Here is a 24,332-nt window from a genome sequence, read left to right as displayed (position 1 = left end):
TTGACCGTTGCGATGGATGTTTGCACACGCGTTGCGCTGTTCGGGACGAAAGAGATTCCCGCGGACGCTATTGCGCTGCAGGCCGGGCCACTCTCACTGCGATTGCAGGGAACAAAACTGCTAGCTCTGCGTGCCGGTGGGCACGAGGTCTGGCATGGCGTTGCGTTTGTGTATCGGAGCGCCGGATGGGGTACGCCCGAATCCATCGTGGATGTCTGCAAAACGCGCATTGGCGTCAGCGATTTTTCGGTCGACATACAAGCCCACTTCGCCGTCGCGCCCAGGATCGACCTGCACATCCGCATTGAAGGAGATGTCTCGGGTCGAGTTCGCTATGAAGGCACCGCTGTCGCGCAGGAGGACATCGCGACGCAGCGTACCGGCCTATGCGTGATGCATCCGATGTCGGCGATGGGGCGCGCTGTAGAGATTGGCCACGACGATGGACGCACCAGCTTTTCGACGTTTCCACGACTGGTGCCGCCCTGGCCTCCGTTCATGCTGGTGAAATCCTTACGGCATGAGTTTGCAGACGGTGCATGGGCAAGCTGCCGACTGTTCGGAGAGAGCTTCGAATTCGAGGACCAGCGCAACAATGCGGACGCGTCGTTCAAGGTCTACGGCCGCTCCAATTCCATGCCTCGCCCCTATTGCTTGCGCGCTGGAGTCCCGTTGACGCAGCGGGTGGAACTCGAAGTTGGCCGTGTTCCGTTCCCCGCACAGGCTGTCGAAGGTCCGGCATTCGCTGTGGGCACTGCGCTGGATCGCTGCCCTGCAATTGGCATCGGTCTGGCGCCCGAGCAATTAGTCGAGGATGGTCAACTACTTGCCAAAGTCAAAGCACTGTCGCCGATACAGATTCACCTCGTGCTCGACAGTCCCCATGATGTGGTCGATTTCGACGTGCTTGAAAAATGTGTCGTCGCAAGCGGCAGACCCTTGCGACTCGACATCCGAGTGGTAACGGTTTCGAGTGCTGCGCGGATCATGTCGCTCGGTCGCTTGCTGCAGGAACGCGGAATCCATGCCGAAGCCGTTGCTGGGTTTCCGGCGACACATTCAATGGTCGCGGTTCTGCGCGATGCGTTTCCGGGCGCTGCGATTGGCGGCGGCACCCCGTATTTCTTTGCTCAATTCAATCGAGTTGAAAATCTTGGGCCAGTGAACTTCCTGAGCTTTACCGTCAGCGCGATCGTGCACGGAGCAGACGATCAGTCTCCGATGGATGGTCTGCAAAGCCTGCCCTCGCTCATCGACACAGCGCGCACGCGTCATCCTGAAGTCGCCGTGAGGGTCGGGCCGAGCGGCATCGCGGCACCACGCAGCCCACTTGGAGATCAGCCTGCGTCGGATGGCACACGACGTATCGCATTGGCCCGTCGAGACCCACGCAGCGGCGCACTTTACGGGGCGGCCTGGATGATCGGGCACATCGGGACTCTGGCGCAGTGCGCCCTGCAGGCGGTGAGCGTGTGGGGCTTCGGCCCCGGGGAAGGTCTGTTCTTTGGCGACGACGCTTCGTCGGTGCAACTGACTCCGGCGGGATGGGTGCTACGCGAGATCCGTGGCGCCTCCAGCGTACTGCGTGTGCATGTTACCCACCCCGCTTCCAGCGCTGCTTTCGCCTTCGTGCGCCCCGGAGCTTCGATCGTCCTGATGGCGAACCTTTCCGAGACAGCACTTTGGATTCGAACGGAATCGCTGTCGGCCGGTGTACTGCATTTGCTCGACGCGCATGCATGGATCGAACACCACGAAGGACGCCACCCCGACCCTTGGCGGGCCGTCGCGTCGACCGAAGACTGTGTATGTCACTTGCCTGCATTTGCCGTTGCCCGGCTCGTGATTCCGAGTGCTTCGGAGCATGCGTTCAAGCGATAATCCTGGCCTGACGTCCGCGCGTTTTGACCCCTGTCTTTCACCTTCAATAAGACCGGACGCGAGGAGATCGCATGCTTCCCGATATTGACTCTCTGGCCCTGTTCGTTCGTGCGGCCGAGCTTCGCAGTCTGACCAAGGCTGCAGAAGCTTCCCATATCGGACTGGCCGCAGCCAGCCGTCGCATCGCGCTGCTGGAGCATCGATTCAAGACACCGTTGCTCGAGCGTTCATCCCGCGGTGTGGAGCTCACGCCAGCGGGTGCAGCCCTCTTGCCCTATGCCAAGCGAATGTTGATAGAGATCAACCAGATGCAGTCCGAGATGAGCGACCACGCTGTCGGTCGCAGGGGCGTGCTCCGAATCCTGGCAAACACCTCGGTGATCACCGAGTCGTTGCCTGAAGACCTCGCCGGCTTCGCCCTCGAAAACCCCGATGTTCGCCTCGTCCTTGAAGAACGCTGGAGTAGTGAGATCGTGAGGGCGCTGCTGGCTGCTGAGGGCGATGTGGGGATCATCGTCGAAGGTACCCGAACCGATGGTTTGGAAACCTTCGCGTACAGCTCCGATCGCATTGCGGTCGTCATGCCTGCCGGTCATCCGCTCGCACGTTTGGCTGACATGAAATTTGTCGACTTGCTTGACGAAGATCTGATCGCGCTCGAGAGCAGCTCATCGATGATGCACTTGCTGGCTGAGCAGGCGGTGATCGCAGAACGCACGCTCCAGTTGCGCGTCGAGGTCCGCAGTTTCGAGGCAGTCTGCCGCATGGTGCAGGCGGGACTGGGCATCGGCCTGCTGCCCTATCAGGCAGCGAGTGTGCTGGCGGGAGGCCTCGGCCTCACGGTGCGCCCCCTTGTCGAAGAATGGGCGGAGCGACGCATGCTGATCTGCGTCAAGAGCGATCGCGGGGCGAACAGTTCAATTACCAAACTGCTCGACTATCTGGCCCAAAGCCGCTCGGCTTGAAGTCCCTCCGCAAGCGCTCCGGTGGAAGCGCCCTCGACGACGATCAGTTTCGATAGCGCCGAGCGGTGGCGCAGCTGTTTCGCCGCTGCGTACTCCGGCGAGTCCGACCACGCACGAGCCTGGTCAACGCTGGGGAACTCGATGATCACCAGGCGCTTGGGCGACCAGTCTCCTTCCAGTGGGTCGACATGGCCGCCGCGCGCGAGAAAGCGGCCGCCATACAGTGCCACCGTCGCAGGCGAGAGCTTCTTGTACTCCTCGAATAGCGCGGGATCGGTGACGATCATGTCGTTGATGACGTAGGCAACCATTGGCGTGCGGTGCTCAGGCGGAGACCGATGCGACCTGCTTGACCGCGCTGCTCTGGCGGACCTCGATACCGAGCTGTTCCTCGCGGATTTTCATGAGCACCGCGGTGTCGCGGTCACCGAGCTTGCGTTCGATGGCCTGTTCCATGGTGCGCTGTGCGGCGCGGCCGACTTCCGCTCTGAAGCCTTGCTGCTCGGCCAGATCGCAGGCGAGCCGCACATCCTTGCAGGCAAGGCGCACCGCGAAGCCGGGACTGTCATCGCCGAGGAACGCCTTCTTGGGCATCGCAATTGCGAACTGCTGGTTCCATGCCATCGTGGTGCGCATGACTTCTTGCATCAGCTCGAGAGTCAGGCCGGCCTTGATGCCGATGGCCAGCGCCTCGGTGTTGGCGATCATGATCGTTGTGGCCAGCAAATTGTTGGTGATCTTCATGGCGTGACCGGTGCCGGGACCGCCGCAGAAGTAGGTGTCGGTGCCCATGCACTTGAGCACGGGCATGGCGTGGTCGATGGCCGCCTGGTTACCGCCAATCATCAGCGTCAGCGTGCCGGTGGCGGCATGTTCGCTGGTCTTGCCAACCGGCGAGTCGACCAGTTCGCGTCCGCTCGCGCGCAATGCATCACCCACGCGACGCGAGGTGGCCGGGTCGATGGTGCTCATCTCGATGACGATGCCGCCTTCGCGCAGACCCTCGGCCACGCCGTCCTTGCCGGTGACGCACTCTTCGACATGCTGTGGCTCGGGCAGCATGGTGATGACGATGTCGCTGGCTGCGCCGACTTCACGCGGATTGGCTGCAGCCTTGGCGCCGGCCTTCACCAGGCGCGCAATGGCGTCGGGGCTGCGGTCGTACACGGTCAGCTCGTGACCGCCTTTGATGATGTTCTCGGCCATTGGGGCGCCCATGACGCCCAGTCCGATGAATCCAACTTTCATTGCAATGCTCCTGGAGTAAAAAATGGAATAGCCGTGCCGGTTCAAGTCCGCTCGGCCCATTGGTTGATCTGCCACACCGGTTTGCCGCGCAGATCGGCCGTATCGGTGCGGCTGAACTCGCTCTCGCCAGGCTTCGCGCCCAGCTTGTCGTAGGCCTGTTTGATGAGCGGCGCGGTGCGTGCGAAGGCATCCTTGACCTGGGCCCACTGCAGGGGCTTCTGGATGACCTTGTTGTCGGCCATGAATTTGGAGGTCTCCAGCACGGCGCGGGCATCGTTCTCGGTCGGCCAGGCCCAGCCGCGTGAGAAGAGAACGTCGTCCTTGACCACCTTCGCGCCGTCGGTGGCGTCCAGCTTCCAGTACTCCTTGACCAGCTGGGACACGGCGCCGGCGTCCATCGCGCTCAGCGCCGTGACCGCATCCTGCTGAGCCAAAAGGAAGGCCACGACAGCCTGCGGGTGCTGCTCGATCAAGCCGTTGCGCCCGATCCAGAATGAGCGATGCAGATAGTAGCCGTCCGGGAAAAACGGCGACTTCTTTACGCTCGCGAGCTGCAGGCCAGCTCCTTTGCCGGCCGGACCGTCGTAGTAGTCCTCGGTGTAGCCGAAGGAATTGGCGATCGCCACCGTTCCGCCAGCCTGCGCGGCCAGGAACGCCGGGTAGATGGTGCAGGTGGCATCCACGCCGGTAGGAACCGAGGCTGCCTGCGCGTGCGTCGGCATGTTCACGAAGCGGATGCCTGTTTCCTTGATGTCGTCTGCGCCCAGCTCGATGCGCAGCATCTGGAAGAGGGCGCTTTGCGGGTCGCCGCCCAGCGACACGCCCACTGTCTTGCCCTTGAGATCCTGCAGGTTGCGAACCGGCGAACCCTTGCGGGTGGTGATCAGGAAACGCAGGTGGCCCTCACCCAGCACCAGCAGGCTGATCGGCAGGCCACTGGCCAGGCCGCGGGTGATCGGCGTGTTGCCCCACATGCCAATGTCGAGGTTGTTGCCGACCATCGCCTCGACCATCGGCAATGCCGTGGGGTACTCGCGCCAGTCCACCGTCAGGTCGTAGCCCTGCTCGGCGCCGCGCTTCTCAAGCAGCTTGTTGTTGATCATGTACTGCGTCATCGGCGAATTGCCCGCTGCCCAGGGGATGCGCCCGACCGATACCTTCAGCGGCCTGCGCGAGCCTTGTGCGCGCACGAAGGCCGGCATGGCCAGCGACGCTCCGGCGGCGACGGCGGCGCCGCCAAGGATCAGCTGGCGACGAGAAGCGAAAAGTTTGGTGTCGTTCATGGCGTGTCTCGTAGGGGTTTGAATTGTTGTGCCGCTCAGACCGCGGCCGGGGTCATGTTCTGCACGGTGGTGTCCACGCCGCCGATGGCGCGGTAGGCCTCTTCGCGAATCAGTGCCCAGATCTTCTCGACCAGCCGGCCGTAGTCGGGGTCGCCCCGTACGTGTTCGTCACGCGGGCGCGGCAACGGAACATCGAGCACGGCCCGTACGCGGCCGGGATGGCTGCTCATCACCACAACCCGGTCTGCCAGGAATACCGCTTCCTCGATGTCGTGGGTAATGAAGACCGCTGTCTTGCGCTGTTCGCGCGGCGCGGTCTGGCCCCAGATACGCAGCAGCTCGATCTGCAAGATCAGTCGAGTCTGCGCATCGAGGGCGCCCAACGGCTCGTCCATTAAAAGCACGTCGGGACCGTTGGCCAGCAAGCGGGCGAGCGCGACGCGCTGTCGCATGCCGCCCGAGAGCTGGTGCGGATACTTCTTCTCTGATCCGTTCAGACCGACCAGCTCGATGAAGTGGCGGACGCGCTCGGCACGCGCCGCCGCGTTGAGCCCGGCGCCCGGCGTGCCGTGGTGGAGGCCGAACCCGACATTCTGTTGCACCGTCTGCCAGGGCATCAGCGCGTAGTCCTGGAACATCACACCACGGTCCGCACCTGGGCCGGTGATGGGCACGCCGTCCTTTTCAATAACGCCCGCCGTCGCTTTGTCCAGACCCGCGATCATGTTGAGCACGGTCGATTTGCCGCATCCCGAGGGCCCGACGATGCAGATGAATTCACCCGTCTGGATGTCCAGCGTCACGTCGGCCACGGCCAATGTCGTCTGCTGGGTGCGCGGTGCGAAAAAGCTTTTGCTGACGCCTGCGAGCCGCAGCTTGCTGGTGGCGGGAAGTGGGGTGTTCATGTCAGTGTTTCCAGGGAATGAGTCGCGACTCGGCGGCACGAAAGATTCGATCGATCAGTAGCGCCACCAAGCCCACCGCGATCATGCAAACGACGATCGCGTTGAGGTCGATGCTGTAGGCATAGAAGACGAACATCATCTGGCCGATGCCGCCGGAGCCGCCACCGCCCGACTTGGCGCCGACCGCCAGTTCAGCCGCGATGATTGCGGTCCACGCAACGCCCATCGCCAGGCGCGATCCCAGCAACACGCTGGGCAGCGCACCGGGCAGGATCACCCGGAGCAACGTGGACAAGCGCGATACCCCCATCGTCTGCGCTGCAAGCACCAGCTTGCGGTCGATCCGGTTGACTCCGTGCACTGTGTTGACCAGGACTGGAAAGAACGACGCATACGCGACGATGGCAAGCGCAGAGGGCGTCCCCGTGCCGAACCAGAGAATGGCGATCGGCAGGATGGCCATGGGGGCGATCGGTCGGAAGCTTTCGAAAATCGGGTCGAGGTTTTCGCGGACCGATCGGTTGGATCCCATCAGAAGACCGATCGCCACGCCGAGCACCAGCGCAACTGAAAATCCTGCCAGCACTCGGCCGAGGCTTTGCACCAAGGCATCGAGCAAGCCGCCGTGGGTGACCAGTTCGACAGCGGTACGCACCACTCGCAATGGCATGGGAGCCGGGCTATTGGAAGGCAAATTGAGAGTCCAGAGTTGCCATGCAATTAGCAGCGCCAGCGGCAGGGCGCCAGCGCGCAGCACGCGCGCCAGGCGGTCCCTGGAAACAAGGGTGGCAGTGGTCATTTCAGTTCGGTCCCTTCGGTCCAGGGGGTCAACACGCGCTGCAACCGGCGCAGACCCAGGTCGCAGAGGTAGCCCACCAAGCCGATCACCATGATGAAAGCGAAGACCTTGGGCGTCATGAGCAACTGGCGGTACCAATCGATGGCGAAGCCGAGTCCGCTGGGCGAGCCAATGAGCTCGGCCGCGACGATCGCAGCCCACGACGCGGCGAAGGCCAGCCGCACGCCGACCACCACGCTGGGCAGCGCCGCTGGCACCAGCACCTTCGTGAGCAGGGCGCGGCGGTTGATGCCCATCGTGTCGGCCGCAGCAATGAGCTTGCGATCTATTTGCTGCACACCGGCCACCGTGTTCAACAGGATCGGGAAGAAACCGACATACACCATGATGAACACGGGCAGTGTGTTGCCCACGCCAAAGATGAAAAGCGCCAGCGGCAGCCAGGCGATGCCAGAAATCGGACGCAGCATCTCGACCAGCGGGTCGACGTAGGCTTCCGCGGCAGGGCTGCGGCCCATCCAGAATCCGAGCGGAATGGCCAGCGCCATCGACACGCAGAGCGCGATCACCAGCCGAGAGGTGCTGACGAGTGCATGGTCGAAGAGCTCGCCGTCGCTGCCCAGCTCGATCAGCGCCTGCAGCACTGCGCCGGGCGTGGGCAGTTGCAGCGGATTGCCGTTCCATGCCGCCGCGATCCACCACAGCAGCACGAACACTGCGAAGGCGCGCATCACGACAAACCAGCGCTGTCGACCCAGCAGGCGCAACACGCCGCCCGACGGTGCGCCGAAAGGCATAAGCGGCAGGGGCGTTGCGGCAGGCATTTTCTGTGGGTTCACGGAGGTCTTCATACGAGGCCCGGCTTCAACGCGTGACGGCCAGGAACCCACCGTCGATGTAGAGCGTGTGACCGTTGATGTAAGCGCCGGCGTCCGATGCCAGCAGCAGCGCTGCGCCGCAGATGTCCTCGGGGCGGCCCCAGCGCTTGGTGGGCGTCCAGTCGCTCACGAAGGCATTGAATTCCTTGTCGTTGGCCTGGCTGAAGGGCGTGATGGTGTAGCCGGGTGCCAGCGCGTTGACCGTGATGCCGGTCCCGGCCAAATCGGCTGCCAGCGCACGCGTGAAACCCGAGACGCCTGCCTTTGCCGCGACGTAGGGGACCAGGTTGGGTCGTGCCACCTGATTCATGATCGAGCCCATGTTGATGATGCGTCCCGAGCCCTGTTTCACCATCAGGCGCGCGGCTTGTTGCGCCACCAGAAAGCAAGCGGTGAGATCGGTATCGATGACCTTCTGCCACTCCTCGGGCGTCAGGTCCAGGAAGTGCGTGCGCACGATCACGCCGGCATTGTTGACCGCGATGTCGATGCGACCGCACAGCGCGATCGCCTGCTCGAAAGCCTGGGTCACCGCCTGCGGGCGGGTCACGTCGAACACCAGGCCGTGTGCATCGCAACCGGCCTCGCGGAATTCACGCACACGCTCGTGCACTGTGTCGCTGGCGTCGGCCAGGATCAGCCGTGCGCCGGCTGCAGCGAAGCCGCTGGCCAGGCCGAGCGCGATACCGCCAGCACCGCCGGTGATGAGCGCTACCTTGTCTTTAAGTGAAAAGAGCGACGCGGGCGCAAGGCCGTTGTAGAGGTGGGTGCCGGCCGAGGCCGCGCCGGGAATGGGTGTAGCAATGCTCATGGGGGCGCGCTTTCTATCGGTCGTCTCCGTTGGAATGGATGGGATGCTAGGGGGCGCCGTCTTGTGCCGGAATTGGAAGTTGGGCAACACGCTCTACGCACAAAACGAAGCCTGGGGCTTCCCCTAATCCGGGCTTGCCATGATTCGAAGCCATGGTTGCCGCAAAGCAGATGGCGTTGCACTGGAGTCGCTCCTAGCATTCGCCCCATGCATCACGAACACTCGAGCGCTGCCGGCGCCGTGCGACGAGTCGGCAGCCAGACCGACATCCTGGGCGAGAGCCCTCTCTGGGACGATCGCGGCCAATGCCTCTACTGGGTCGATATTCGGCGCCCGGCGATCCGGCGCTTGCTGCCTTCCACCGGTCAGGTCGACACTTGGGAGATGCCCGAACTGGTCGGTTGCATCGCCCTGACCGACGAGGGGCGCCTGCTGGTGGCGCTGTCGCAGTTCATCGCGTTGTTCGACGTGGTGAGCGGCAGCCTCGAAGCGCTGGCGCGTCCGCGTCAATCGGTGCCCGGACACCGCTTCAACGACGGACGCTGTGACCGGCAAGGCCGCTTCTGGGTCGGCACCATGCACAACCTGACGCGCGCACCTGAAGGGGTTTTGTACCGGCTCGAGGGGCGCGGTGAGCTCGCTCCGATGCGCGACGGCATCTGCATCCCCAACAGCCTGGCCTTCAGTCCCGATGGTTGCACCATGTACTTCGCGGATTCGTTGCGCTACTCGCTCTACGCCTACGACTACGACCCCGAGACCGGTCGCACCGGCACCGAGCGCGTGCTTGCGACGACTGCCGAGCCGGCTTTTCCCGACGGCTCCACCGTCGACGAGGAGGGCTTCCTCTGGAACGCCGAATTCAACGGTGCCAGGCTCGTGCGCTATGCGCCTGACGGTCGCATCGACCGCACCATCGCCATGCCGGTACAGCGCCCGACGTGCTGTGCCTTCGGCGGGCCGGACCTGCGCACGCTCTACGTCACCACCACCAGCCAGAAGATGACGCCCGAGCAACTCGCTGCCGAGCCGCTGGCCGGGGCTCTGCTGGCGCTGGACGTCGGCGTAGCCGGCTTGCCTGAGCCGCGATTCTTGCTCGACCGAAAAATCGACTGCCCCTCACTTAGGAAGACACTGAAATGACAAGCACACCCATCCGCATCGCATCGATCGAGGCCTTCAGTTTTCGCGTCCCCGTTCAGATGCCGATCAAGGTAGCCTTCGGCACATTCCGTGACCGGCCTTTCGTGCTGGTGCGCATCACCGATGACGAGGGTGTGCAGGGGTGGGGCGAGATCTGGGCTAACTGGCCGGCCGTCGGCGCCGAGCATCGCGCGCGGCTGGCGATCGACTTTGGCGAACGACTGGTCGGCCAAAGCTTCGAATCACCGGCGGCCTTCTTTCGCCAGTTGACCGCATCGCTCGAAGTGCTGGTTCTGCAAACGCTGGAGGTCGGTCCGATCGCGCAGGTCGTGGCGGGCCTGGACATCGCAATGTGGGACCTCGCGGCGCGCAAGTGCGGGCAGCCCTTGCACCGGATGTTGTCGGAGCGCAGGCCCGAGTCGGTGCGCGTCTATGCCACCGGCATCAACCCCGATGAGCCCGAGCGCTTTGCAGCAGCACGCCAGGCCGAAGGCCATCGCGCATTCAAGCTCAAGACGGGCTTCGGTCTCGAACTGGATGTGCGCAACCTCACCGCCATGCGCGAAGTGCTGGGGACCGATGCGGTGATCACCTGCGACTCCAATCAATCGCACGACCTGGAATCTGCCAAGGCGTTCTGCCGTGCGATCGATCCTCTGCGGCTGAGCTGGTTCGAAGAGCCCATGCGCGTCGATGCGCCGGCATCGCAATGGGAACAGCTTGCGCAGTTCTCGTCGACGCCGTTGGCTGGCGGTGAGAACTTTCATGACCACCAGTTTTCCGAAGCGATCGGTGCCCAGGTGCTGCAGGTCATTCAGCCCGACGTCACCAAGTGGGGTGGTATCACCAGCAATTGGGATGTTGCTCGGCGTACCGTGGAAGCCGGAAAACGCTATTGCCCGCATTTTTTCGGCGGTGGCGTTTCGCTGTTGGCGTCGCTGCAGTTGCTGGCTGCGGCCGGTGGCGAAGGCCTGCTCGAATTCGATTGCCATCCAAACGTCGGCCGTGAGGCTGTCGTCGGAGATCTGCTGCCCGTGGAAGACGGACGCGTTCCGGTGCCGACCGGACCAGGGCTCGGTGCCGAGCCCAACCTCGACGCGCTCCGGCGACACCAGACCTGGACCGGGCGGGTCTGATGCCGATACGCAGTATTGAAACGGTGTCGATCGGCTTCATCGGCGCGGGCCGGTTGGGCAAGGCACTGGCGTGGAGCCTAGCGACTGCCGGCCTCGCGGTACGTGGCGTCGCGAGCAGCATCGAACAGGAGGCGGTGGATCTCGCGAACCGGATCGAAGCGTGCGAGGTGATGGCGGCGCAAGCCGTCGTCGATCGTTGCGACCTGGTTTTTATTACCACTCCCGATTCGATCATCGCGCAAGCTGTGGCGCCACTGCGGTTTCGCGCGGGCACGGGTGTCATCCACTGCAGCGGTGCGACAGAAGTCGACGCACTGGCCTCGGTCCAGGTGCAGGGTGCAGCCATCGGCGGCTTTCATCCGATGCAGACTTTCGCCGACCCGGACGCGGCGGTGGCGTCCCTGCCTGGATCGACCATCACCATCGAGGCCCGCGACGACGAACTGGACCGCCTGCTGGTCCAGCTGGTAGAGCGTCTGCATTGCCATGTGAATCGTCTGCCGCCCGGCATGCGCGGGCGCTATCACGCAGCGGCCGGCTTCACCACGCAATTCATTAATGCGCTTTTCTATGAGAGCGCCCGCGTCTGGAAATCCTGGGGCGCGGAGGAGGCCGATGCGATGCGTGCGATGCTGCCGATGGCGCACGGCACTCTTGCCGCCATCGAATCGGTCGGCATTGCGCGTGGCATGCCCGGTCCGGTGTCACGCAGCGATGTCGTCTCGGTCGAAAAGCATGTGGCCGCGCTGACCGACCTGGGCGACGACATGGCGGCGTTCTACCGGGTGCTGTGCGGCGTGACGGTGCGGATCGCGCGTGAGAGCGGTGCCGTCGATGCTGACGTGGCGGCTCGCTTCGACGCGGCGCTCACGCGAGGCGTTCCGGCCGCCAGTACGTGACCTCTCAGTGCAGATCAGGCGGGCATCACGCCCAGCTGCTTGAGCATGCCCAGGTTGTCGAGCAGCGCCCAGTGTTCGATCAACACACCGTCGTGGAACTGGAACAAATCGAGCACGCCGATGTCGATCTTTCGCCCGGTCGCGGCCAAATCTCCAAAGGCGCCAGTGTGAGTGCCTTGCACCCGCAAACGGACCAACACTTTCTCGCCCTCGGCGACGAAGTCCTGCAGCGGCAACTGCATGTCCGGGAACGCGGGCAATAGCGCATCGTGCAGCTTGGACACACCCTCGGGTCCGCGAACCTCGAAGGGCAGGCCCGGGTCATGACGGACAAAATCGGCATGGATGTGCTCCTTCATCCATGCGGTGTCGTTGACGAGAAAGGCCTTGAAGTAATCGCGGCAGAGTTGTTTGTTGGATTCCAGGTTCATGGTCGTCACTTTGGTTTTGAAGCGGGATCAGGCCGCCACTACGGCAAAGCCAAGCCGCGGAAAATGGATATGCAGGTCGCCGGCGCGGCTGTCGCGGCTATGAATCACGATCTCGCTGTCACTCGCTGCGACCAGCGTGCCGCTCACCGGCACGCGGGCGTTGTCGTCGGGGGTGATCGTCACCGAAGTCCCGGCGCGCAGTCCGTCGGGATCTCCGTCGGCTTGCAGATGCGTGGGCGCCACGGGTTGTGCTTCGCAAGCTGCGTCGAAAGCGGCTTGCTCGGTCATCGCCTCCGGTTTGCCGTGGCCCAAGGCGGTCACGCGGTCGTACCAGGGCAACAGCGGTACCAGACCGGCCAGCGCGTCGACCTCGGGTGGACAGTTCTTGCGCAGCAGGCACAGCGTCTGGTAGCAGGTCAGGTCCAGCGCGCTCGGCGCATCGCCGAACAGAAAGCGCCGGCCATCTGCCAATGCCGTTTTGAGCCACGCGTTTTGGGCGTGCAACTGCTGCAGGTGCATCGGTAACTCGGGTGCCATCGCGCTCTTGCTGATGTCGATGCCGAGATAGCCTTCCTTCCGATCCTTGACGAACTCGGGCGGGAAGTTGTCGCCGATGAAGTGCGCAAGCACGCCGATGGTTGGAATCCACATCGCCCTATCCCAGGCGAACGACAGGCCGCGCGCAATGCCTTCGCTGCCCGAGGGATAGAAGCTCGGCGCTTGCGGCGGTGGGAACAGCCGCTCGAGCGTCGGCAAGATGAGGTTGGTGTCGCAATAGATGTCGGCACCGACCTGCAGCACCGGCACGCGGCGGTAGCCGCCGGTCAGCGGTGCGAGCAGCGGTCGCGGCGGGGCTGCGGGGATGTCCACCGATCGCCAGGCCAAGCCTTTCAACCCGAGTGCAACGCGCACTTTTTCGGAAAAGGTGGACAGCGAATAGTGGTGAAGGATGGTCTCAGGCATGTCTCGTTTCCTTTTTTTCTGTGCCGGCGGCACGAATCGATCAATACATGATGTGCCCGCCGTCGACCACGATGGTCTGTCCGGAGACAAAACCAGCGAGGTCGGACAGCAGGTAGAGCGCGGTCCCGACCAGATCGTCGGGCCGCTGCTCGCGCGAGATCGCGCGCGCTTTCAGGAACGATTGCTGCCACTCGACAGGGCGGTTACGCGTGGCGTCGGTGATCACGAAACCGGGTGCGATGACGTTGACTCGCACACCGTACGGACCCACTTCTTTCGCGAGCCCTTTGGTCATCGACAGCACGGCTCCCTTGGTCGCGACATAGTGCAGATAGCCGGGCTGCCCGGCCACCGCGACCACGGAGGAGATGTTGATGATGCTGCCGCTGCCGTGCTCGCGCATCGCCGGCATGACGGCCTTGCAGCATTGCCACACACCCTTGACATTGACCGCGAAGATACGGTCCCATTGCGCGGGATCCAGCTCCTCGAATGGCGTGAGCTTGACTTCGCGAAAGTACGCGGCGTTGTTGACCAGGCCATCGATGCGGCCGAAGCGCTCCAGCGCTGCCGCGGCCATGGCCTTCACCGATGCATCGTCCGCAACGTCGACACGCACCGCCAATGCGCGGCCACCGGCCTGTTCGACGGCAGCGACGGTTTCATCGGCGGCGTTCAGGTCGGCCACCACCACGTTTGCACCCTGCGCTGCGCACGCCACCGCAAAGGCCTGGCCGATGCCGGTAGCGGCGCCGGTAATGATGATGGTGCGACCGTCCAGCAGGTCGTGAGGGCCTGGCGTCGATGACGCGTGAGAGTTCGATTCCAATTCCATCTCCTTGATGCGACTTGGCTGCGGAGGGCCCCTCTCAATAGGGCTGCAGCTTTCCTCGGGTGACGAAATATTAGTGAGCGCAGTCGCGCCGGTGAAGCTGAATCTGCGCAAGTCCCCCCGTCGAATTCGCAGAGTCGATAAAAACCCTCTGCCTCAAGAGCCCGGCATGTCGTGCGGGAGCGTCTCCGCGAAGGCGCTGCGAGAACGAGCGGCGAGCGCAAGTGCGTCGAGCTTTGGCAACGGGGGAAGCCAGGGCGACCCGGCGAAGCGAAATCGAAGGTAATCCAAAGCGACCACGGTCGTGATCAAGGCGAGGCTGGGAATCGGAACGTGGCTGTCGGGTGGGTTGGCCTCCAGCCGCGCCATCGCCAGGATGATCGATCTGCGCCGGCGCAACCCCACGGGAGATTCGTCGAAAGCCGCGTCGGTCATCTTCCTTCCGATGATCACTGCGGCAGCCGCTTCGATCGCTCCCATCGCAATGCCCGCCATAGAGATGACCGTCCCCGGGTCGTCTCCCAGCAACGAGGGATTCGGGTACTTGGCTTCGAGCCACAGAACGATCAGCAGGCTCTCCGTCAGTGGCAAGCCGCTGTCGAGCACGACTGTCGGCACGCGCGCACTCGGGTTTGCAAGGAGGAGTTCAGGGGAGTCCTTCCAGGGATCGGTCAATCGGTGGCTCAGTTCGCGGCATCCTTTTTCGGCAAGCGCTATTCGCGCAATGCGCGCGAAAGGAGATGTGGTGCTGTAGAAAAGTTGCATGGTCAGTCGCCGTTCAAAAAACTCTCACCCTTCCTGGTAAATGTCGGAGCCGCTTTTCTCCTTGGCAAACAGCAAGACGACCACGAATGAGAACGCAGCGACGGCCACGGGGTACCACAGACCGGAATAAATCCTGCCAGTCGCCGCCACGATTGCAAAGGCTGCAGCCGGAAGGAAGCCACCGAAAATAGCGACTCCCATATGGTACGGAAACGACATGGCGGTGAATCTGATTCGCGATGGGAAAAGCTCCACGAGCATTGCGGACATGGGCGCGAATGTCATCGTGCCAAAGGTCAGAAGCAACAAAAGTATGACAACAACCATCGGCTTGTCGATGTCCGCCGGATTCGCATTTCCCGTCGGGTAACCGTACTTGGACAGCGTTGAAACCAGTGCGCTGTTGAAGGCTTTTGATTTGTTCGCCGCATTGGCGTCTTTGCCGTCGTAACCGGGTATGACATCGTTCCCGATTCGAAGCTCCGCAGCAGCGCCCGTGGATCCGTCTTTCGTCTCGTAACTGAGGCCGGCCCTTGCAAGAGTCGATTTAACGATATCGCACGAACTCGTGTATTTCGTAGTGCCTGTCGGGTTGAATTGAACCGCGCATTCAGCTGAATCGGCTACAACGACGATGGGCGCGCTGGCCATGGCATGTTCCAAGGCCGGGTTGGAGTGATGTGCCAGTTGTTGGAACAGAGGAATAAAAAACAAGGCTGCGAGGAAGAGCCCCGACAAATAGACTGGCTTACGTCCGATTCGGTCTGACAGCCAGCCAAAGAAATAATAAAGAGGCACGCTCAGTAGCGTCGCAACGACGACCAGACTATTGACCGTCAGATCATCGACCTTCAGTATTTTTCCAAGAAAGAATATCGTATAGAACTGGCCGGTGTACCAAACTACCGCTTGGCCTGGAACGATGCCGAGGAGTGCGACCAGGACGAGGCGGAGATACTTCCATTGGCCGAAGGCTTCAGAAAGTGGCGCTTTCGAGAGCTTGCCCTGTGCCTTCATCTTCTTGAACTCGGGTGATTCGCTGAGCGACATCCGGATCCATACCGACAGGCCAAGCAAGATGATCGACAGGAGATACGGAACCCGCCATCCCCATTCCATAAACGATTGGGTTCCCATGAGCAATCTAAGGGGCACGATCACCGCAACGGCCAGAATCAAACCCAGTGCCGCGGTCATCATGATCCAGGAGGTCCACGCACCACGGGTTTTGTTGGGCGAGTGCTCTGCGACGTAGATCACCGCACCACTGAATTCACCACCCAGAGCCAACCCTTGCAGCAATCGCATCGTGATGAAGAGAACGGGGGCAATCAGTCCCGCGGTCGCATAGGTCGGTAGCAGGCCCACTGCGAAAGTGCCCAGACCCATGATCACAATGGTCACCAGGAATGTGTATTTGCGACCGACGAGATCGCCGATTCGACCGAATACGATGGCACCAAAAGGCCGGAGTATGAAGCCTGCGGCAAAGCCGAGCAGCGTGAAAATATAGGCCGCTGTGGGGCTCAGACCCGAGAAGAACGCTGTGGCCATTTCAGTGGCGAGCAGGCCGATTAGGAAGAAGTCGTAAAATTCGAAGACTGTCCCTGCCGACGAGGCGACGACGACGAGTATCTCCGCGGCAGTAACTCCCTTTTTCGGCGCTCGCAATGCGTTGTCACTCGACAGGGTGGAACTCATGAAGTCTCCGTTATTGTGTTTGGAACGCATCCGCTCTTTAGCCTCAGACGGTGAGTGAAAAAAGCCTGCCCTTCTGAATTAGCTTGGCTTTGGCAAAGTGATCCTAGGGTCAGCGACCCACCTCGAAAAGCTCATTTTCGGCAAGTCTGTTGCTCTCTATTTCAAACTCCGGGATTTCCCTAGTCTTCGAATTAGAAGACTCGTTCGCGTCATGTTGTGCGAGGCGCTGGTCTGAACACGGTATTGATTGGGTGGAGATGGCGGCGGTCTGATGGACATGCAGACATCTTTGTAAATGTTCACTCCCCTGTCAGCGGCAAGCTCGACTCCTTGAGCACCCGCAGCACGAAGTGCGACTTGCTGTGCCGGATGCCGGGAATCTTGTAGAGCTTTTCGCGCAGCAACCGCTCGTAGTCGCGGGTGTCGCGCACGCGGATACGGATGTAGTAGTCGTAATCCCCGGAGACCAGGTAAGCCTCCTGGATTTCCGGAATGGTCGCCAGCACCTTGCCGAACTCGTAGAGCGTCTCGTCGGTGTGACTCTCCAGCGTGAGCTGCACGATGACCGAGTCGTGATAGCCGATCTTCGACGCGTCGATGTCGACGGTGTAGCGCTTGATGACGCCCTGCGCCTCCAATTTTTTGATGCGTGTCCAGCAACTGGTGGGTGACAGGCCGACCTCGGCGCCGATTTCCTGCAGCGTCTTGCGCGAGTCCTGCTGCAACACCCGCAGAATGGCGAAATCGATCTTGTCGGAAGGATTTTCGGATGGATCGTCTTTGATACGAACAGGCTTCATATAAACGTGGCAATGCGGCGTAGAAAAGAAGCAAATTCTGCCCGGATTGCCGAACAATGGGGCAATGAAAACATTGGTCGTCGAACCCACATCGCCATCCACGTCGCCATCCAAGGCGCCTTACCGCGTGCGCAACGGCGCTGTAGCGCTGCTCGACACGCTGATCGAGTGCGGCGTCGATACGATCTTCGGCTACCCCGGCGGCGCCGCGCTGCCGCTCTACGACGCGCTGCACGGCGAGCCACGCCTGCGCCATATTTTGGTCCGCCATGAGCAAGCTGCTGTTCACGCAGCAGAAGGCTATGCACGCACGACGGGCAAGGTCGGCGTGGTGCTGGTCACTTCGGGGCCGGGCATTGCCAACACCATCAGCGGGCTGCTCGACGCCATCAGCGATTCGATCCCGGTGCTTTGCATCAGCGGGCAGGTCGCAAGTACCGTCATCGGCACCAATGCGTTTCAGGAGAGCGATGCGCTGGGCATGTCGCGGCCGGTGACCAAGTGGAACCACCAGCCGCGCACGCCGCACGAAATCCCTGAAGTCGTGCGGCGGGCGCTCGAGATCGCGTCGTCGGGTCGGCCGGGGCCCGTGCTGATCGATGTACCGAAAGATGTGCAGTTGATGCCGCTCGGCCACGCGCCCACCGAACGGTTCAGGGCGCCGATCGCTTCAGCCGTCGCCTTGCCGCCGCACGGCACGCTGGACCGAGCAGCCGATCTTCTTTCTACGGCTCGCCGACCCGTCATCTATGGCGGCGGCGGGCTGATCAACGCGGGTCCTGAAGCGTGTGCGGCGTTCACCCGTCTGGTCCGCCAGCTCGACGCGCCATGCACGCTCACCTTGATGGGACTTGGCGCCTTCCCCGCATCCGACGCACACTTCATCGGCATGCTCGGCATGCACGGCGCGTTGGAGGCCAATCTGGCGATGCACGAGGCCGATCTGGTGGTTTGCGTCGGTGCGCGGTTCGACGACCGCGTCACCGGCAAGCTAGACGAGTTCTGCCCGCACGCTCGCAAGATCCACATCGACATCGACCCCGGCAGCATCAACAAGGTGGTGAAGGTCGACGTGCCGATCGTTGGGGATTGCGGCGCGGTGCTCGATGCACTGCTCTCGATGCCGAGTCTCGACAGCCTGGCGCCCGAGCGGCTCGCGCCATGGTGGCGACGCATCGAACGCTGGCGCGCGGAGCGCTGTTTCGACTTTGCGGAACGCCCCGGCGTCATCCTTCCGCAGCAACTGATGGCGACTTTGCAGACCGCGCTGGAAGGGCGCGATGCCATCGTCTCGACCGACGTCGGCCAGCACCAGATGTGGGCCGCGCAGTACCTCAAGTTCGAGCGCCCTGGCCGCTGGCTGACATCGGGCGGTGCCGGCACCATGGGCTACGGCGTGCCTGCTGCCATCGGCGCGCAAGTGGCGCACCCCGGAGCGCTGGTCGTGTGCGTGAGCGGCGATGCGTCCGTGTTGATGAACATCCAGGAGCTCTCGACCGCCATTCAGCACGGCACGCCCGTCAAGGTCGTGCTGTCGAACAACGGCTACATGGGGATGGTGCGGCAGTGGCAGGAGCTGAACCACGGCAATCGCCTGAGTCACAGCTGGAACGAGGCGTTGCCGGATTGCGTGGCGCTGGCCAAAGCCTTTGGCTGGGGTGCGCGCCGTGTGTCCGATCCGGCTGAGCTATCGGATGCGCTGGCCGAGTGCCTAGCCTGGGATGGGCCGTTCTTTCTCGACGTGCAGGTCGCGGCGCAGGAGAACTGTTTTCCCATGATGCCGTCGGGGCACGGGCATCACAAAGTGATGTTGAGCAAGGACCGGTGGTACGAGGACAACGCGACAACGTGAGCAGAAGGGTCGGCGACATCCGCTACCTTGCGGATCGCGTATTAAATCTGCCGTACTGAAAAGATGGCAGAAAGAGAGTTCCTATGGGTTATCCCTCTGGCGTTTTCGCGCCTCCATCGCCGACCCGTGCCGTCACGGCGAGCCATGACCTGCCGCACGGTTGCGCGACCGACTGTGAATCGCCGTTAGCGTGGACGATCGTGGTTGTCGTGTTGCTGGCAGCGCTGATCGTGCTCGGCGTCGTCGGTCACCGGTCCTGCAAGTCGCGCTCGCTGCGCGAAGCGCTCAGGCGACGAACCGATGGCAGATGCCTGGAAGCCGAGGCTCAGAAGCCACCCATCAGCGTCGTCGGGCAACCGAGGTCGACTGACGAATCGAATGCGACCGGCTGGTTGTTATCGCCGGTCGACAACAGCAGGGTTGCGAACACAAGGCCCATGCAAACAGCAATGGCCGCGAACCCGAAGCTGTAGACCAAACCGGCCATCGCGAGGGGGCTGAGGAGGAGTGCGATTCGTCTGTACATGCACCAATCATCGCGGGCACATGCGATCCGGTCCATGATTTAAATCACGGTCGAGTCACATGTGTGTCTAGACTGTTAACAGTGAATTCTTTCGGCTTACAGAAAGCGCGCGCTGCGGAGGGGATCGGGCCCGCTGCAGCGCCCACGCTGTCGATATTCAGCGACGGTAACCATCCCAATCTCCACGATAACCACGGTCGCCGCGATCACCTCGGTAGTAACCCTCGTAGTCGCGATGCTCGTGATGCTCGCGGTAATAACCATCACGGTAGCGGGGCTCGAAGTCCACTGGCGACGGGCCATAGAAACGCGGCGGAGGCGGGCGGTTGTAGAACGGTGCCGGCGGCGCGTAGTAGACGGTTTCAGGGGGACGAACGCGCATGGGCTGTGCGTCGTAGTAGATCGGAGCAGCGACCGGCGCAGGCCGTGCATACACGGGCGCTGGTTCGTAGTAATTGGGCTCATAAACCGGCGACGGACCATAGGCCGGTTCGCCGACGACAACGCCCGGCAAATTGATGCCCACAGACCACTGCGTCCCTGCATTGGCCAGGGAGGAAGCCATGACACCGGCCACCGCGAGCGAGCCCACGGCAACCACCTTGAACCACATCGAGCTTGAACGAGTCATCGAGATCTCCAACAGGCAAAGACGCCTGTTGATCCAACGCGACGAGCGCGCGGGTCGTGCACTGCGGCTGTGCAAAGCTGGTGTAAACGATCTCGCGGATTGCGGGTTGTTTCGACGCTTTACAGCGCGCTGAAGCGTGGTGCCGCCTGTGTATCGACCCTGCCTGAGGCGGTGCGCGGAAACAGGTTTCGCGAAACATTATGAGGATGGGCGGCAGCCTCTTCGATGCTCAGCACCGGCGCAAAACAGACATCGGTGCCTTCCAGCAGTTCACTCCATGCATCGCGCGTTCGGGTCCTGAACTTTGCAGCGAAGCGTGCCTTGAGGGCAGGCCATTTGTCGCGGGACAACTGCTCGGCCGGGTCAACGTCTTTCATCTCCAGCTTGTCGAGCAGCAGCGAATAGAACTGCGGTTCAAGTGCGCCGATGGTGACGAATTTTCCGTCGGCACATTCATAAGTGTCGTACTGCGGCGAATCATGAAAGGCGCTGGGTTGCGTGCCGCCGATCTGATTGTTGCCATGCAGCCAGTGCACCAGCGTGCCTAGCATCGCAACCATGTCCAGGATCGCGGCATCGACCACGCAGCCGCGGCCGGTGGTGCGTGCGGCGAACACGCCGCTCACGATGCCAAACGCGAGCCCGAGCGCACCTGCCGAATCGCCGACCACGGTGGGCGGCACGATCGGCGGCTGACCTGGCCGAGCCACCAGCGACAGCAAGCCACTCAGCGCGACATAGTTGAGGTCATGCCCCGCGACCGGCGCCAGCGGGCCGGTCTGGCCCCAGCCCGTCATGCGGCCGTACACCAGCTTCGGATTGCGCACCTTGCACGCATCGGGTCCGAGGCCCAGGCGCTCCATCACGCCGGGGCGGTTGCCTTCGATCAACGCGTCGGCAGTGGCCACGAGGTCCAGCGCTGCTGCAACCGCCTCCGGCTTTTTGAGGTCGAGCACGACGACCTTCTTGTTCGCGCGCAAGGGGTTCTCCGCGTCGCCGCCCATACGCTGGACTGCGCCCGCGATCGGTCGGGCAACGACGGTCACGTCGGCGCCGAAAGACGCGAGGATGCGCCCTGCGACGGGGCCCGGACCGATGCCCTCGAACTCAACGACCTTCAGGCCGGTCAGCGGCAAATTCACGGCGTTCATTGGATATTTCTTCAGGTCTTCAGAGATGGCGCGGGTCGTTGAAAACGGGCGCGACACCGTCTTCGACCCGCCAGATGGCCGATGGCGACGCGACGGCGTCGGACCGCGGTGAACATGCATTCGACAATGTCGCGCCTCTCGATGGTTGATGTGAGCGGCCTCGACTTTGACGTCGATCGACTTTCATTTCCATCGAGGGTTTCACGGGGTCGCCATGTCCCCGGCTGGAAAGGCTCGGTGTCTAGCCGGCGAGGGCTTCGAAGCCGGCCGCCGCAGCCGACAACGCCTTGTCGATGTCCTCCGGTTGGTGCGCGGCCGACAAGAACATGTTGTGTCGTGGGTGGAAATACGCACCGGCGCGCAACGTCGCAGCGCAGAACCTGCGGCCCTTCGCATTGTCGGCGTCGTCGTCGAACAGGACCATCGGCATCTGCACCGGACCGGTCTGGCGGACGCCGATGCCGGCTTGATCGGACAGCTTGGCAAGGCCGTCGCGCAGCCGCTGGCCCATCGCGACGAGGTGCGCGATGGTGTTCGATGCCTTCGTCTCCTGCAGCGTGGCGATGGCCGCGGCCATGGGCGGTGCCTCGCACCAGAAGGAGCCGGTGACGTAGATGCGTCCCGCGCCTTCGCGGAAACGCTCGTTGCCGGTCACGGCCGCGAGCGGGTAGCCGTTGGCGATGCCCTTGCTGAATGCGCTGAGGTCGGGGCGCACGCCCAACGCTTCCCAGCTGCCGGCCGCGTGCAGCCGGAAACCTGCACGTACGTCGTCGAGGATCAACGCGGCATCGGCGGCGGTCGCTGCGGCGCGCAGGGCCTTTGCGAACTCGATCGTCGGCATCTCCTGGTCGCGGCCGATGTCGTGGCGGAAGGCGGTGACCAGGATCGCGGCGAGATCCGTTCCCGCTTCTTGCACCGCTGCGTTCAGGCTGGCGATGTCGTTGTACTGGTACTGGATGACATGGGCTCGGTCTTCGGTCGTGACGCCCACCAGCGAGGGCGAGCACCAGGGCACTGCCCCGTGGTACGAGCCCTGCGCCACGAGGATCTTGCGGCGGCCGGTGCCGGCGCGTGCGATCGTTACGCAAGTGGTGGTCGCATCGGTGCCGTTCTTCTGGAACAAGGCCCAGTCGGCGTGGGCGATGCGATCGACCAGCGTTTCGGCCAGCTCGACCAGCGCAGGGGCAGGGCCGTTCATGCTGACCCCCAATGCGGCCTGCTTTTGGTAAGCAGCGTCGACGCCCGCATGGTGATGGCCGAGCAGCACCGGGCCCCAGCTGCACATCAGGTCGACGTATTCGCGGCCATCGACATCCCACACATGGCACCCTGTGGCGCGGGCGAAAAACTGCGGGTACCCCTCCGGCAATGGAGCGGCGTTCTGGTGGCCGTACATGCCACCGGGGATGACCTGTTTGGCGCGAGCGCGCAGAGCGAGATCGATCTCACCGTCATGTCGTTGATTCATGTCGTAGCTCCTTGCTGCACCACAGCGTATATATGATATATCACAGCGGCGAAAAATTCTGGTCTGAGGTCTGACTTGTGGTGGTGTCGCATGTCGGTCTTCAGACCGGCGTGCGGTCAGTCGCGCAGTCGGTCTTCCAGTGAAGCCGCAATGGGCGCGGCAGTCATGAACGAGGCCGTTGCGGGTGGTGCAGTCATCGGTTCGTTCAAGTGGCAAGCGGCCTCGTGTCCCGGCGCCAAGGCCTTGAGTTGCGGCACTTCATTTCGGCAGCGCTCGAATGCATGCGGACATCGCGTATGAAAAGTGCACCCGGTCGGCGGGCTCAACAGACTCGGCAATTCGCCTCGTACGTTGGCTGCCAGTCGATGGCGAGGATCGGGACGCGGAATGGCTTCGAGCAGCGTCTGCGTGTACGGATGCTTGGGCGTGGCGTAGAGCGCGGCGCGCGGCGCGACTTCGACGATGGCGCCGGCGTACATCACGGCGACGCGGTGCGAGATGTTGCGCACGACAGCCAGGTCGTGCGCTATGAAGAGGTAGCTCAGCCCGAAGGCCTCTTGCAAGTCGATCAGGAGGTTGACCACCTGCGCTTGCAGCGAGACGTCGAGGGCGGACACCGGCTCGTCGCAGACGATGAACTCCGGCTTGAGCGCCAGCGCACGAGCGATGCCGATGCGCTGCCGCTGCCCGCCGGAAAATTCGTGCGGAAACCGATCGCCACACGAGCGCGGCAGGCCGACGGTGTCGAGCAGTTCCTGAATGCGAAGCTGCCGATCGTGACGTGTGCGGCCGCCGGCCACGTCGATCGGCTCGGCGATCGCATCGCCGATGCGCATGCGCGGATTCAGCGAACCCTGCGGGTCTTGAAAGACGAACTGCACGCGCTTGCGAACGCGCGCCAGAGCCTGCTGCGCGTTAGTGCCGGTGATCTCTTCATCGAACAAACGGACGCGCCCCGATGTCGCCGGGATGAGTCCGACCAGCATGCGGCCGGTGGTCGATTTGCCCGATCCCGATTCACCCACCAGTCCCAGCGTTTCGCCGCGCGCGATGTCGAAACTCACCTGGCGTACGGCGCGAAGCGTGCGCGCCGGCGTTCCCGCCTGCCGCTTGAGCGCGAACGTTTTCTCGAGGTCGCGCACCGTGACGATCGTATCGGGCAAGGTTGCGTCTGGTGTCATGGCGTGTCTGCGATGGCGCCGAAAGCGGCCAGGCGCGGTGGGCAACGGCTCCAGCGCAGCGCGGATGCCGGGAGCAGGGCGGG

Annotated in this window: 24 protein-coding genes; 6 read left to right on the top strand and 18 right to left on the bottom strand. The window is 63.0% G+C overall.

Translation table 11 applies throughout. The annotated features are described in order from the left end of the window. Both QN397_RS07785 and QN397_RS07780 read left to right on the top strand, forming a co-directional pair. Positions 1 to 1,881 carry a hypothetical protein gene (locus QN397_RS07785; RefSeq protein ID WP_323500573.1) on the top strand — a complete coding sequence of 627 codons (1,881 nt, stop codon included), beginning with the start codon at positions 1 to 3 and terminating at the stop codon, positions 1,879 to 1,881. A gap of 71 nt (positions 1,882 to 1,952) precedes the next feature. Next, positions 1,953 to 2,846, top strand: coding sequence for a LysR family transcriptional regulator (locus QN397_RS07780; RefSeq protein WP_323497717.1), 894 nt, complete (start codon positions 1,953 to 1,955; stop codon positions 2,844 to 2,846). Here QN397_RS07780 and QN397_RS07775 read toward each other — a convergent pair. Genes QN397_RS07775 through QN397_RS07745 form a run of 7 tightly spaced genes read right to left on the bottom strand, consistent with a single transcriptional unit; the run spans position 2,819 to position 8,770 of the window. Next, on the bottom strand, positions 2,819 to 3,157 hold the full coding sequence (locus QN397_RS07775; RefSeq protein ID WP_323500572.1) for a DUF1330 domain-containing protein: 339 nt from the start codon (positions 3,155 to 3,157) through the stop codon (positions 2,819 to 2,821). The genes QN397_RS07780 and QN397_RS07775 overlap by 28 nt on opposite strands. Before the next feature lie 13 nt (positions 3,158 to 3,170). Next, positions 3,171 to 4,094 (bottom strand): NAD(P)-dependent oxidoreductase, encoded by a 924-nt coding sequence (locus tag QN397_RS07770; protein WP_323497714.1) that lies wholly within the window; start codon positions 4,092 to 4,094, stop codon positions 3,171 to 3,173. 41 nt (positions 4,095 to 4,135) lie between these two features. Beyond that, the gene (locus tag QN397_RS07765; RefSeq protein ID WP_323497713.1) at positions 4,136 to 5,377 is read right to left on the bottom strand and encodes an ABC transporter substrate-binding protein; all 1,242 of its coding nucleotides are present in this window, start codon (positions 5,375 to 5,377) and stop codon (positions 4,136 to 4,138) included. 35 nt (positions 5,378 to 5,412) lie between these two features. Then, a complete protein-coding gene (locus tag QN397_RS07760) occupies positions 5,413 to 6,282 on the bottom strand; it encodes an ABC transporter ATP-binding protein (protein WP_323497712.1) in 870 nt (289 codons plus the stop codon). A gap of 1 nt (position 6,283) precedes the next feature. Further along, positions 6,284 to 7,081 carry an ABC transporter permease gene (locus QN397_RS07755; RefSeq protein ID WP_323500571.1) on the bottom strand — a complete coding sequence of 266 codons (798 nt, stop codon included), beginning with the start codon at positions 7,079 to 7,081 and terminating at the stop codon, positions 6,284 to 6,286. After that, entirely contained in the window at positions 7,078 to 7,920 is an 843-nt protein-coding gene (locus QN397_RS07750) for an ABC transporter permease (protein WP_323500570.1), read from the bottom strand. The genes QN397_RS07755 and QN397_RS07750 overlap by 4 nt, the downstream gene beginning before the upstream one ends. A gap of 25 nt (positions 7,921 to 7,945) precedes the next feature. Further along, entirely contained in the window at positions 7,946 to 8,770 is an 825-nt protein-coding gene (locus tag QN397_RS07745) for an SDR family NAD(P)-dependent oxidoreductase (RefSeq protein ID WP_323497709.1), read from the bottom strand. Between the two features lie 207 nt (positions 8,771 to 8,977). On the opposite strand from QN397_RS07745, the gene QN397_RS07740 reads away from it, so the two are divergent. Genes QN397_RS07740 through QN397_RS07730 form a run of 3 tightly spaced genes read left to right on the top strand, consistent with a single transcriptional unit; the run spans position 8,978 to position 11,948 of the window. After that, positions 8,978 to 9,913 carry an SMP-30/gluconolactonase/LRE family protein gene (locus QN397_RS07740; protein ID WP_323497708.1) on the top strand — a complete coding sequence of 312 codons (936 nt, stop codon included), beginning with the start codon at positions 8,978 to 8,980 and terminating at the stop codon, positions 9,911 to 9,913. Continuing rightward, entirely contained in the window at positions 9,910 to 11,049 is a 1,140-nt protein-coding gene (locus QN397_RS07735; protein ID WP_323497707.1) for a mandelate racemase/muconate lactonizing enzyme family protein, read from the top strand. Before QN397_RS07740 ends, QN397_RS07735 begins: the two co-directional genes overlap by 4 nt. Further along, the gene (locus QN397_RS07730) at positions 11,049 to 11,948 is read left to right on the top strand and encodes a Rossmann-like and DUF2520 domain-containing protein (RefSeq protein WP_323500569.1); all 900 of its coding nucleotides are present in this window, start codon (positions 11,049 to 11,051) and stop codon (positions 11,946 to 11,948) included. Before QN397_RS07735 ends, QN397_RS07730 begins: the two co-directional genes overlap by 1 nt. Before the next feature lie 14 nt (positions 11,949 to 11,962). Here the strand turns inward: QN397_RS07730 and QN397_RS07725 are convergent, their stop codons facing one another. From QN397_RS07725 to QN397_RS07700, 6 genes are all read right to left on the bottom strand, one after another. Then, positions 11,963 to 12,379 (bottom strand): ester cyclase, encoded by a 417-nt coding sequence (locus QN397_RS07725; protein WP_323497705.1) that lies wholly within the window; start codon positions 12,377 to 12,379, stop codon positions 11,963 to 11,965. Between the two features lie 27 nt (positions 12,380 to 12,406). Then, entirely contained in the window at positions 12,407 to 13,342 is a 936-nt protein-coding gene (locus tag QN397_RS07720; RefSeq protein WP_323500568.1) for a glutathione S-transferase family protein, read from the bottom strand. 40 nt (positions 13,343 to 13,382) lie between these two features. Further along, positions 13,383 to 14,171, bottom strand: coding sequence for a 3-oxoacyl-ACP reductase family protein (locus QN397_RS07715; protein WP_323497703.1), 789 nt, complete (start codon positions 14,169 to 14,171; stop codon positions 13,383 to 13,385). Between the two features lie 159 nt (positions 14,172 to 14,330). Further along, positions 14,331 to 14,939 (bottom strand): glutathione S-transferase, encoded by a 609-nt coding sequence (locus QN397_RS07710; protein WP_323497702.1) that lies wholly within the window; start codon positions 14,937 to 14,939, stop codon positions 14,331 to 14,333. Positions 14,940 to 14,963: 24 nt separating this feature from the next. Next, entirely contained in the window at positions 14,964 to 16,640 is a 1,677-nt protein-coding gene (locus tag QN397_RS07705; RefSeq protein ID WP_323500567.1) for an MFS transporter, read from the bottom strand. Positions 16,641 to 16,939: 299 nt separating this feature from the next. Beyond that, positions 16,940 to 17,440: an Lrp/AsnC family transcriptional regulator gene (locus tag QN397_RS07700; RefSeq protein ID WP_323500566.1), complete on the bottom strand. Its 501-nt coding sequence runs from the start codon at positions 17,438 to 17,440 to the stop codon at positions 16,940 to 16,942. A gap of 64 nt (positions 17,441 to 17,504) precedes the next feature. Between QN397_RS07700 and ilvB the strand changes: the two genes are divergently transcribed. Then, complete coding sequence (gene ilvB, locus QN397_RS07695) at positions 17,505 to 19,292, top strand: biosynthetic-type acetolactate synthase large subunit (protein ID WP_323500565.1); 1,788 nt, start codon at positions 17,505 to 17,507, stop codon at positions 19,290 to 19,292. Between the two features lie 325 nt (positions 19,293 to 19,617). Here the strand turns inward: ilvB and QN397_RS07690 are convergent, their stop codons facing one another. The 5 genes from QN397_RS07690 to QN397_RS07670 form a co-directional block, all read right to left on the bottom strand. Beyond that, on the bottom strand, positions 19,618 to 19,818 hold the full coding sequence (locus QN397_RS07690; RefSeq protein ID WP_323500564.1) for a hypothetical protein: 201 nt from the start codon (positions 19,816 to 19,818) through the stop codon (positions 19,618 to 19,620). A 157-nt stretch (positions 19,819 to 19,975) separates the two neighbouring features. After that, positions 19,976 to 20,449, bottom strand: coding sequence for a hypothetical protein (locus QN397_RS07685; protein WP_323500563.1), 474 nt, complete (start codon positions 20,447 to 20,449; stop codon positions 19,976 to 19,978). 119 nt (positions 20,450 to 20,568) lie between these two features. After that, positions 20,569 to 21,600 carry a CaiB/BaiF CoA-transferase family protein gene (locus QN397_RS07680; protein WP_323500562.1) on the bottom strand — a complete coding sequence of 344 codons (1,032 nt, stop codon included), beginning with the start codon at positions 21,598 to 21,600 and terminating at the stop codon, positions 20,569 to 20,571. Between the two features lie 241 nt (positions 21,601 to 21,841). Beyond that, positions 21,842 to 23,068: an aminotransferase class III-fold pyridoxal phosphate-dependent enzyme gene (locus tag QN397_RS07675; protein ID WP_323500561.1), complete on the bottom strand. Its 1,227-nt coding sequence runs from the start codon at positions 23,066 to 23,068 to the stop codon at positions 21,842 to 21,844. Between the two features lie 116 nt (positions 23,069 to 23,184). After that, positions 23,185 to 24,249: an ABC transporter ATP-binding protein gene (locus tag QN397_RS07670; protein WP_416352318.1), complete on the bottom strand. Its 1,065-nt coding sequence runs from the start codon at positions 24,247 to 24,249 to the stop codon at positions 23,185 to 23,187. Between the last annotated feature and the right edge of the window lie 83 nt (positions 24,250 to 24,332).

This window comes from Variovorax sp. RTB1, from assembly GCF_035018765.1.
GTDB lineage: Bacteria > Pseudomonadota > Gammaproteobacteria > Burkholderiales > Burkholderiaceae_C > Variovorax.
The sequence above is the reverse complement of the archived record's forward strand: the minus strand, read 5'-3'. Positions and strand labels throughout refer to the sequence as shown.

Bases quoted from the DNA above. Each gene is read 5' to 3' on its own strand.
- QN397_RS07680 (WP_323500562.1), bottom strand. From the start codon at position 21,600: ATGAACGCCGTGAATTTGCCGCTGACCGGCCTGAAGGTCGTTGAGTTC.
- QN397_RS07700 (WP_323500566.1), bottom strand. From the start codon at position 17,440: ATGAAGCCTGTTCGTATCAAAGACGATCCATCCGAAAATCCTTCCGAC.
- QN397_RS07705 (WP_323500567.1), bottom strand. From the start codon at position 16,640: ATGAGTTCCACCCTGTCGAGTGACAACGCATTGCGAGCGCCGAAAAAG.
- QN397_RS07780 (WP_323497717.1), top strand. From the start codon at position 1,953: ATGCTTCCCGATATTGACTCTCTGGCCCTGTTCGTTCGTGCGGCCGAG.
- QN397_RS07740 (WP_323497708.1), top strand. From the start codon at position 8,978: ATGCATCACGAACACTCGAGCGCTGCCGGCGCCGTGCGACGAGTCGGC.
- ilvB (WP_323500565.1), top strand. From the start codon at position 17,505: ATGAAAACATTGGTCGTCGAACCCACATCGCCATCCACGTCGCCATCC.
- QN397_RS07735 (WP_323497707.1), top strand. From the start codon at position 9,910: ATGACAAGCACACCCATCCGCATCGCATCGATCGAGGCCTTCAGTTTT.
- QN397_RS07685 (WP_323500563.1), bottom strand. From the start codon at position 20,449: ATGACTCGTTCAAGCTCGATGTGGTTCAAGGTGGTTGCCGTGGGCTCG.
- QN397_RS07775 (WP_323500572.1), bottom strand. From the start codon at position 3,157: ATGGTTGCCTACGTCATCAACGACATGATCGTCACCGATCCCGCGCTA.
- QN397_RS07710 (WP_323497702.1), bottom strand. From the start codon at position 14,939: ATGCAACTTTTCTACAGCACCACATCTCCTTTCGCGCGCATTGCGCGA.
- QN397_RS07745 (WP_323497709.1), bottom strand. From the start codon at position 8,770: ATGAGCATTGCTACACCCATTCCCGGCGCGGCCTCGGCCGGCACCCAC.
- QN397_RS07770 (WP_323497714.1), bottom strand. From the start codon at position 4,094: ATGAAAGTTGGATTCATCGGACTGGGCGTCATGGGCGCCCCAATGGCC.
- QN397_RS07675 (WP_323500561.1), bottom strand. From the start codon at position 23,068: ATGAATCAACGACATGACGGTGAGATCGATCTCGCTCTGCGCGCTCGC.
- QN397_RS07760 (WP_323497712.1), bottom strand. From the start codon at position 6,282: ATGAACACCCCACTTCCCGCCACCAGCAAGCTGCGGCTCGCAGGCGTC.
- QN397_RS07670 (WP_416352318.1), bottom strand. From the start codon at position 24,249: ATGACACCAGACGCAACCTTGCCCGATACGATCGTCACGGTGCGCGAC.
- QN397_RS07730 (WP_323500569.1), top strand. From the start codon at position 11,049: ATGCCGATACGCAGTATTGAAACGGTGTCGATCGGCTTCATCGGCGCG.
- QN397_RS07765 (WP_323497713.1), bottom strand. From the start codon at position 5,377: ATGAACGACACCAAACTTTTCGCTTCTCGTCGCCAGCTGATCCTTGGC.
- QN397_RS07690 (WP_323500564.1), bottom strand. From the start codon at position 19,818: ATGTACAGACGAATCGCACTCCTCCTCAGCCCCCTCGCGATGGCCGGT.
- QN397_RS07725 (WP_323497705.1), bottom strand. From the start codon at position 12,379: ATGAACCTGGAATCCAACAAACAACTCTGCCGCGATTACTTCAAGGCC.
- QN397_RS07720 (WP_323500568.1), bottom strand. From the start codon at position 13,342: ATGCCTGAGACCATCCTTCACCACTATTCGCTGTCCACCTTTTCCGAA.
- QN397_RS07755 (WP_323500571.1), bottom strand. From the start codon at position 7,081: ATGACCACTGCCACCCTTGTTTCCAGGGACCGCCTGGCGCGCGTGCTG.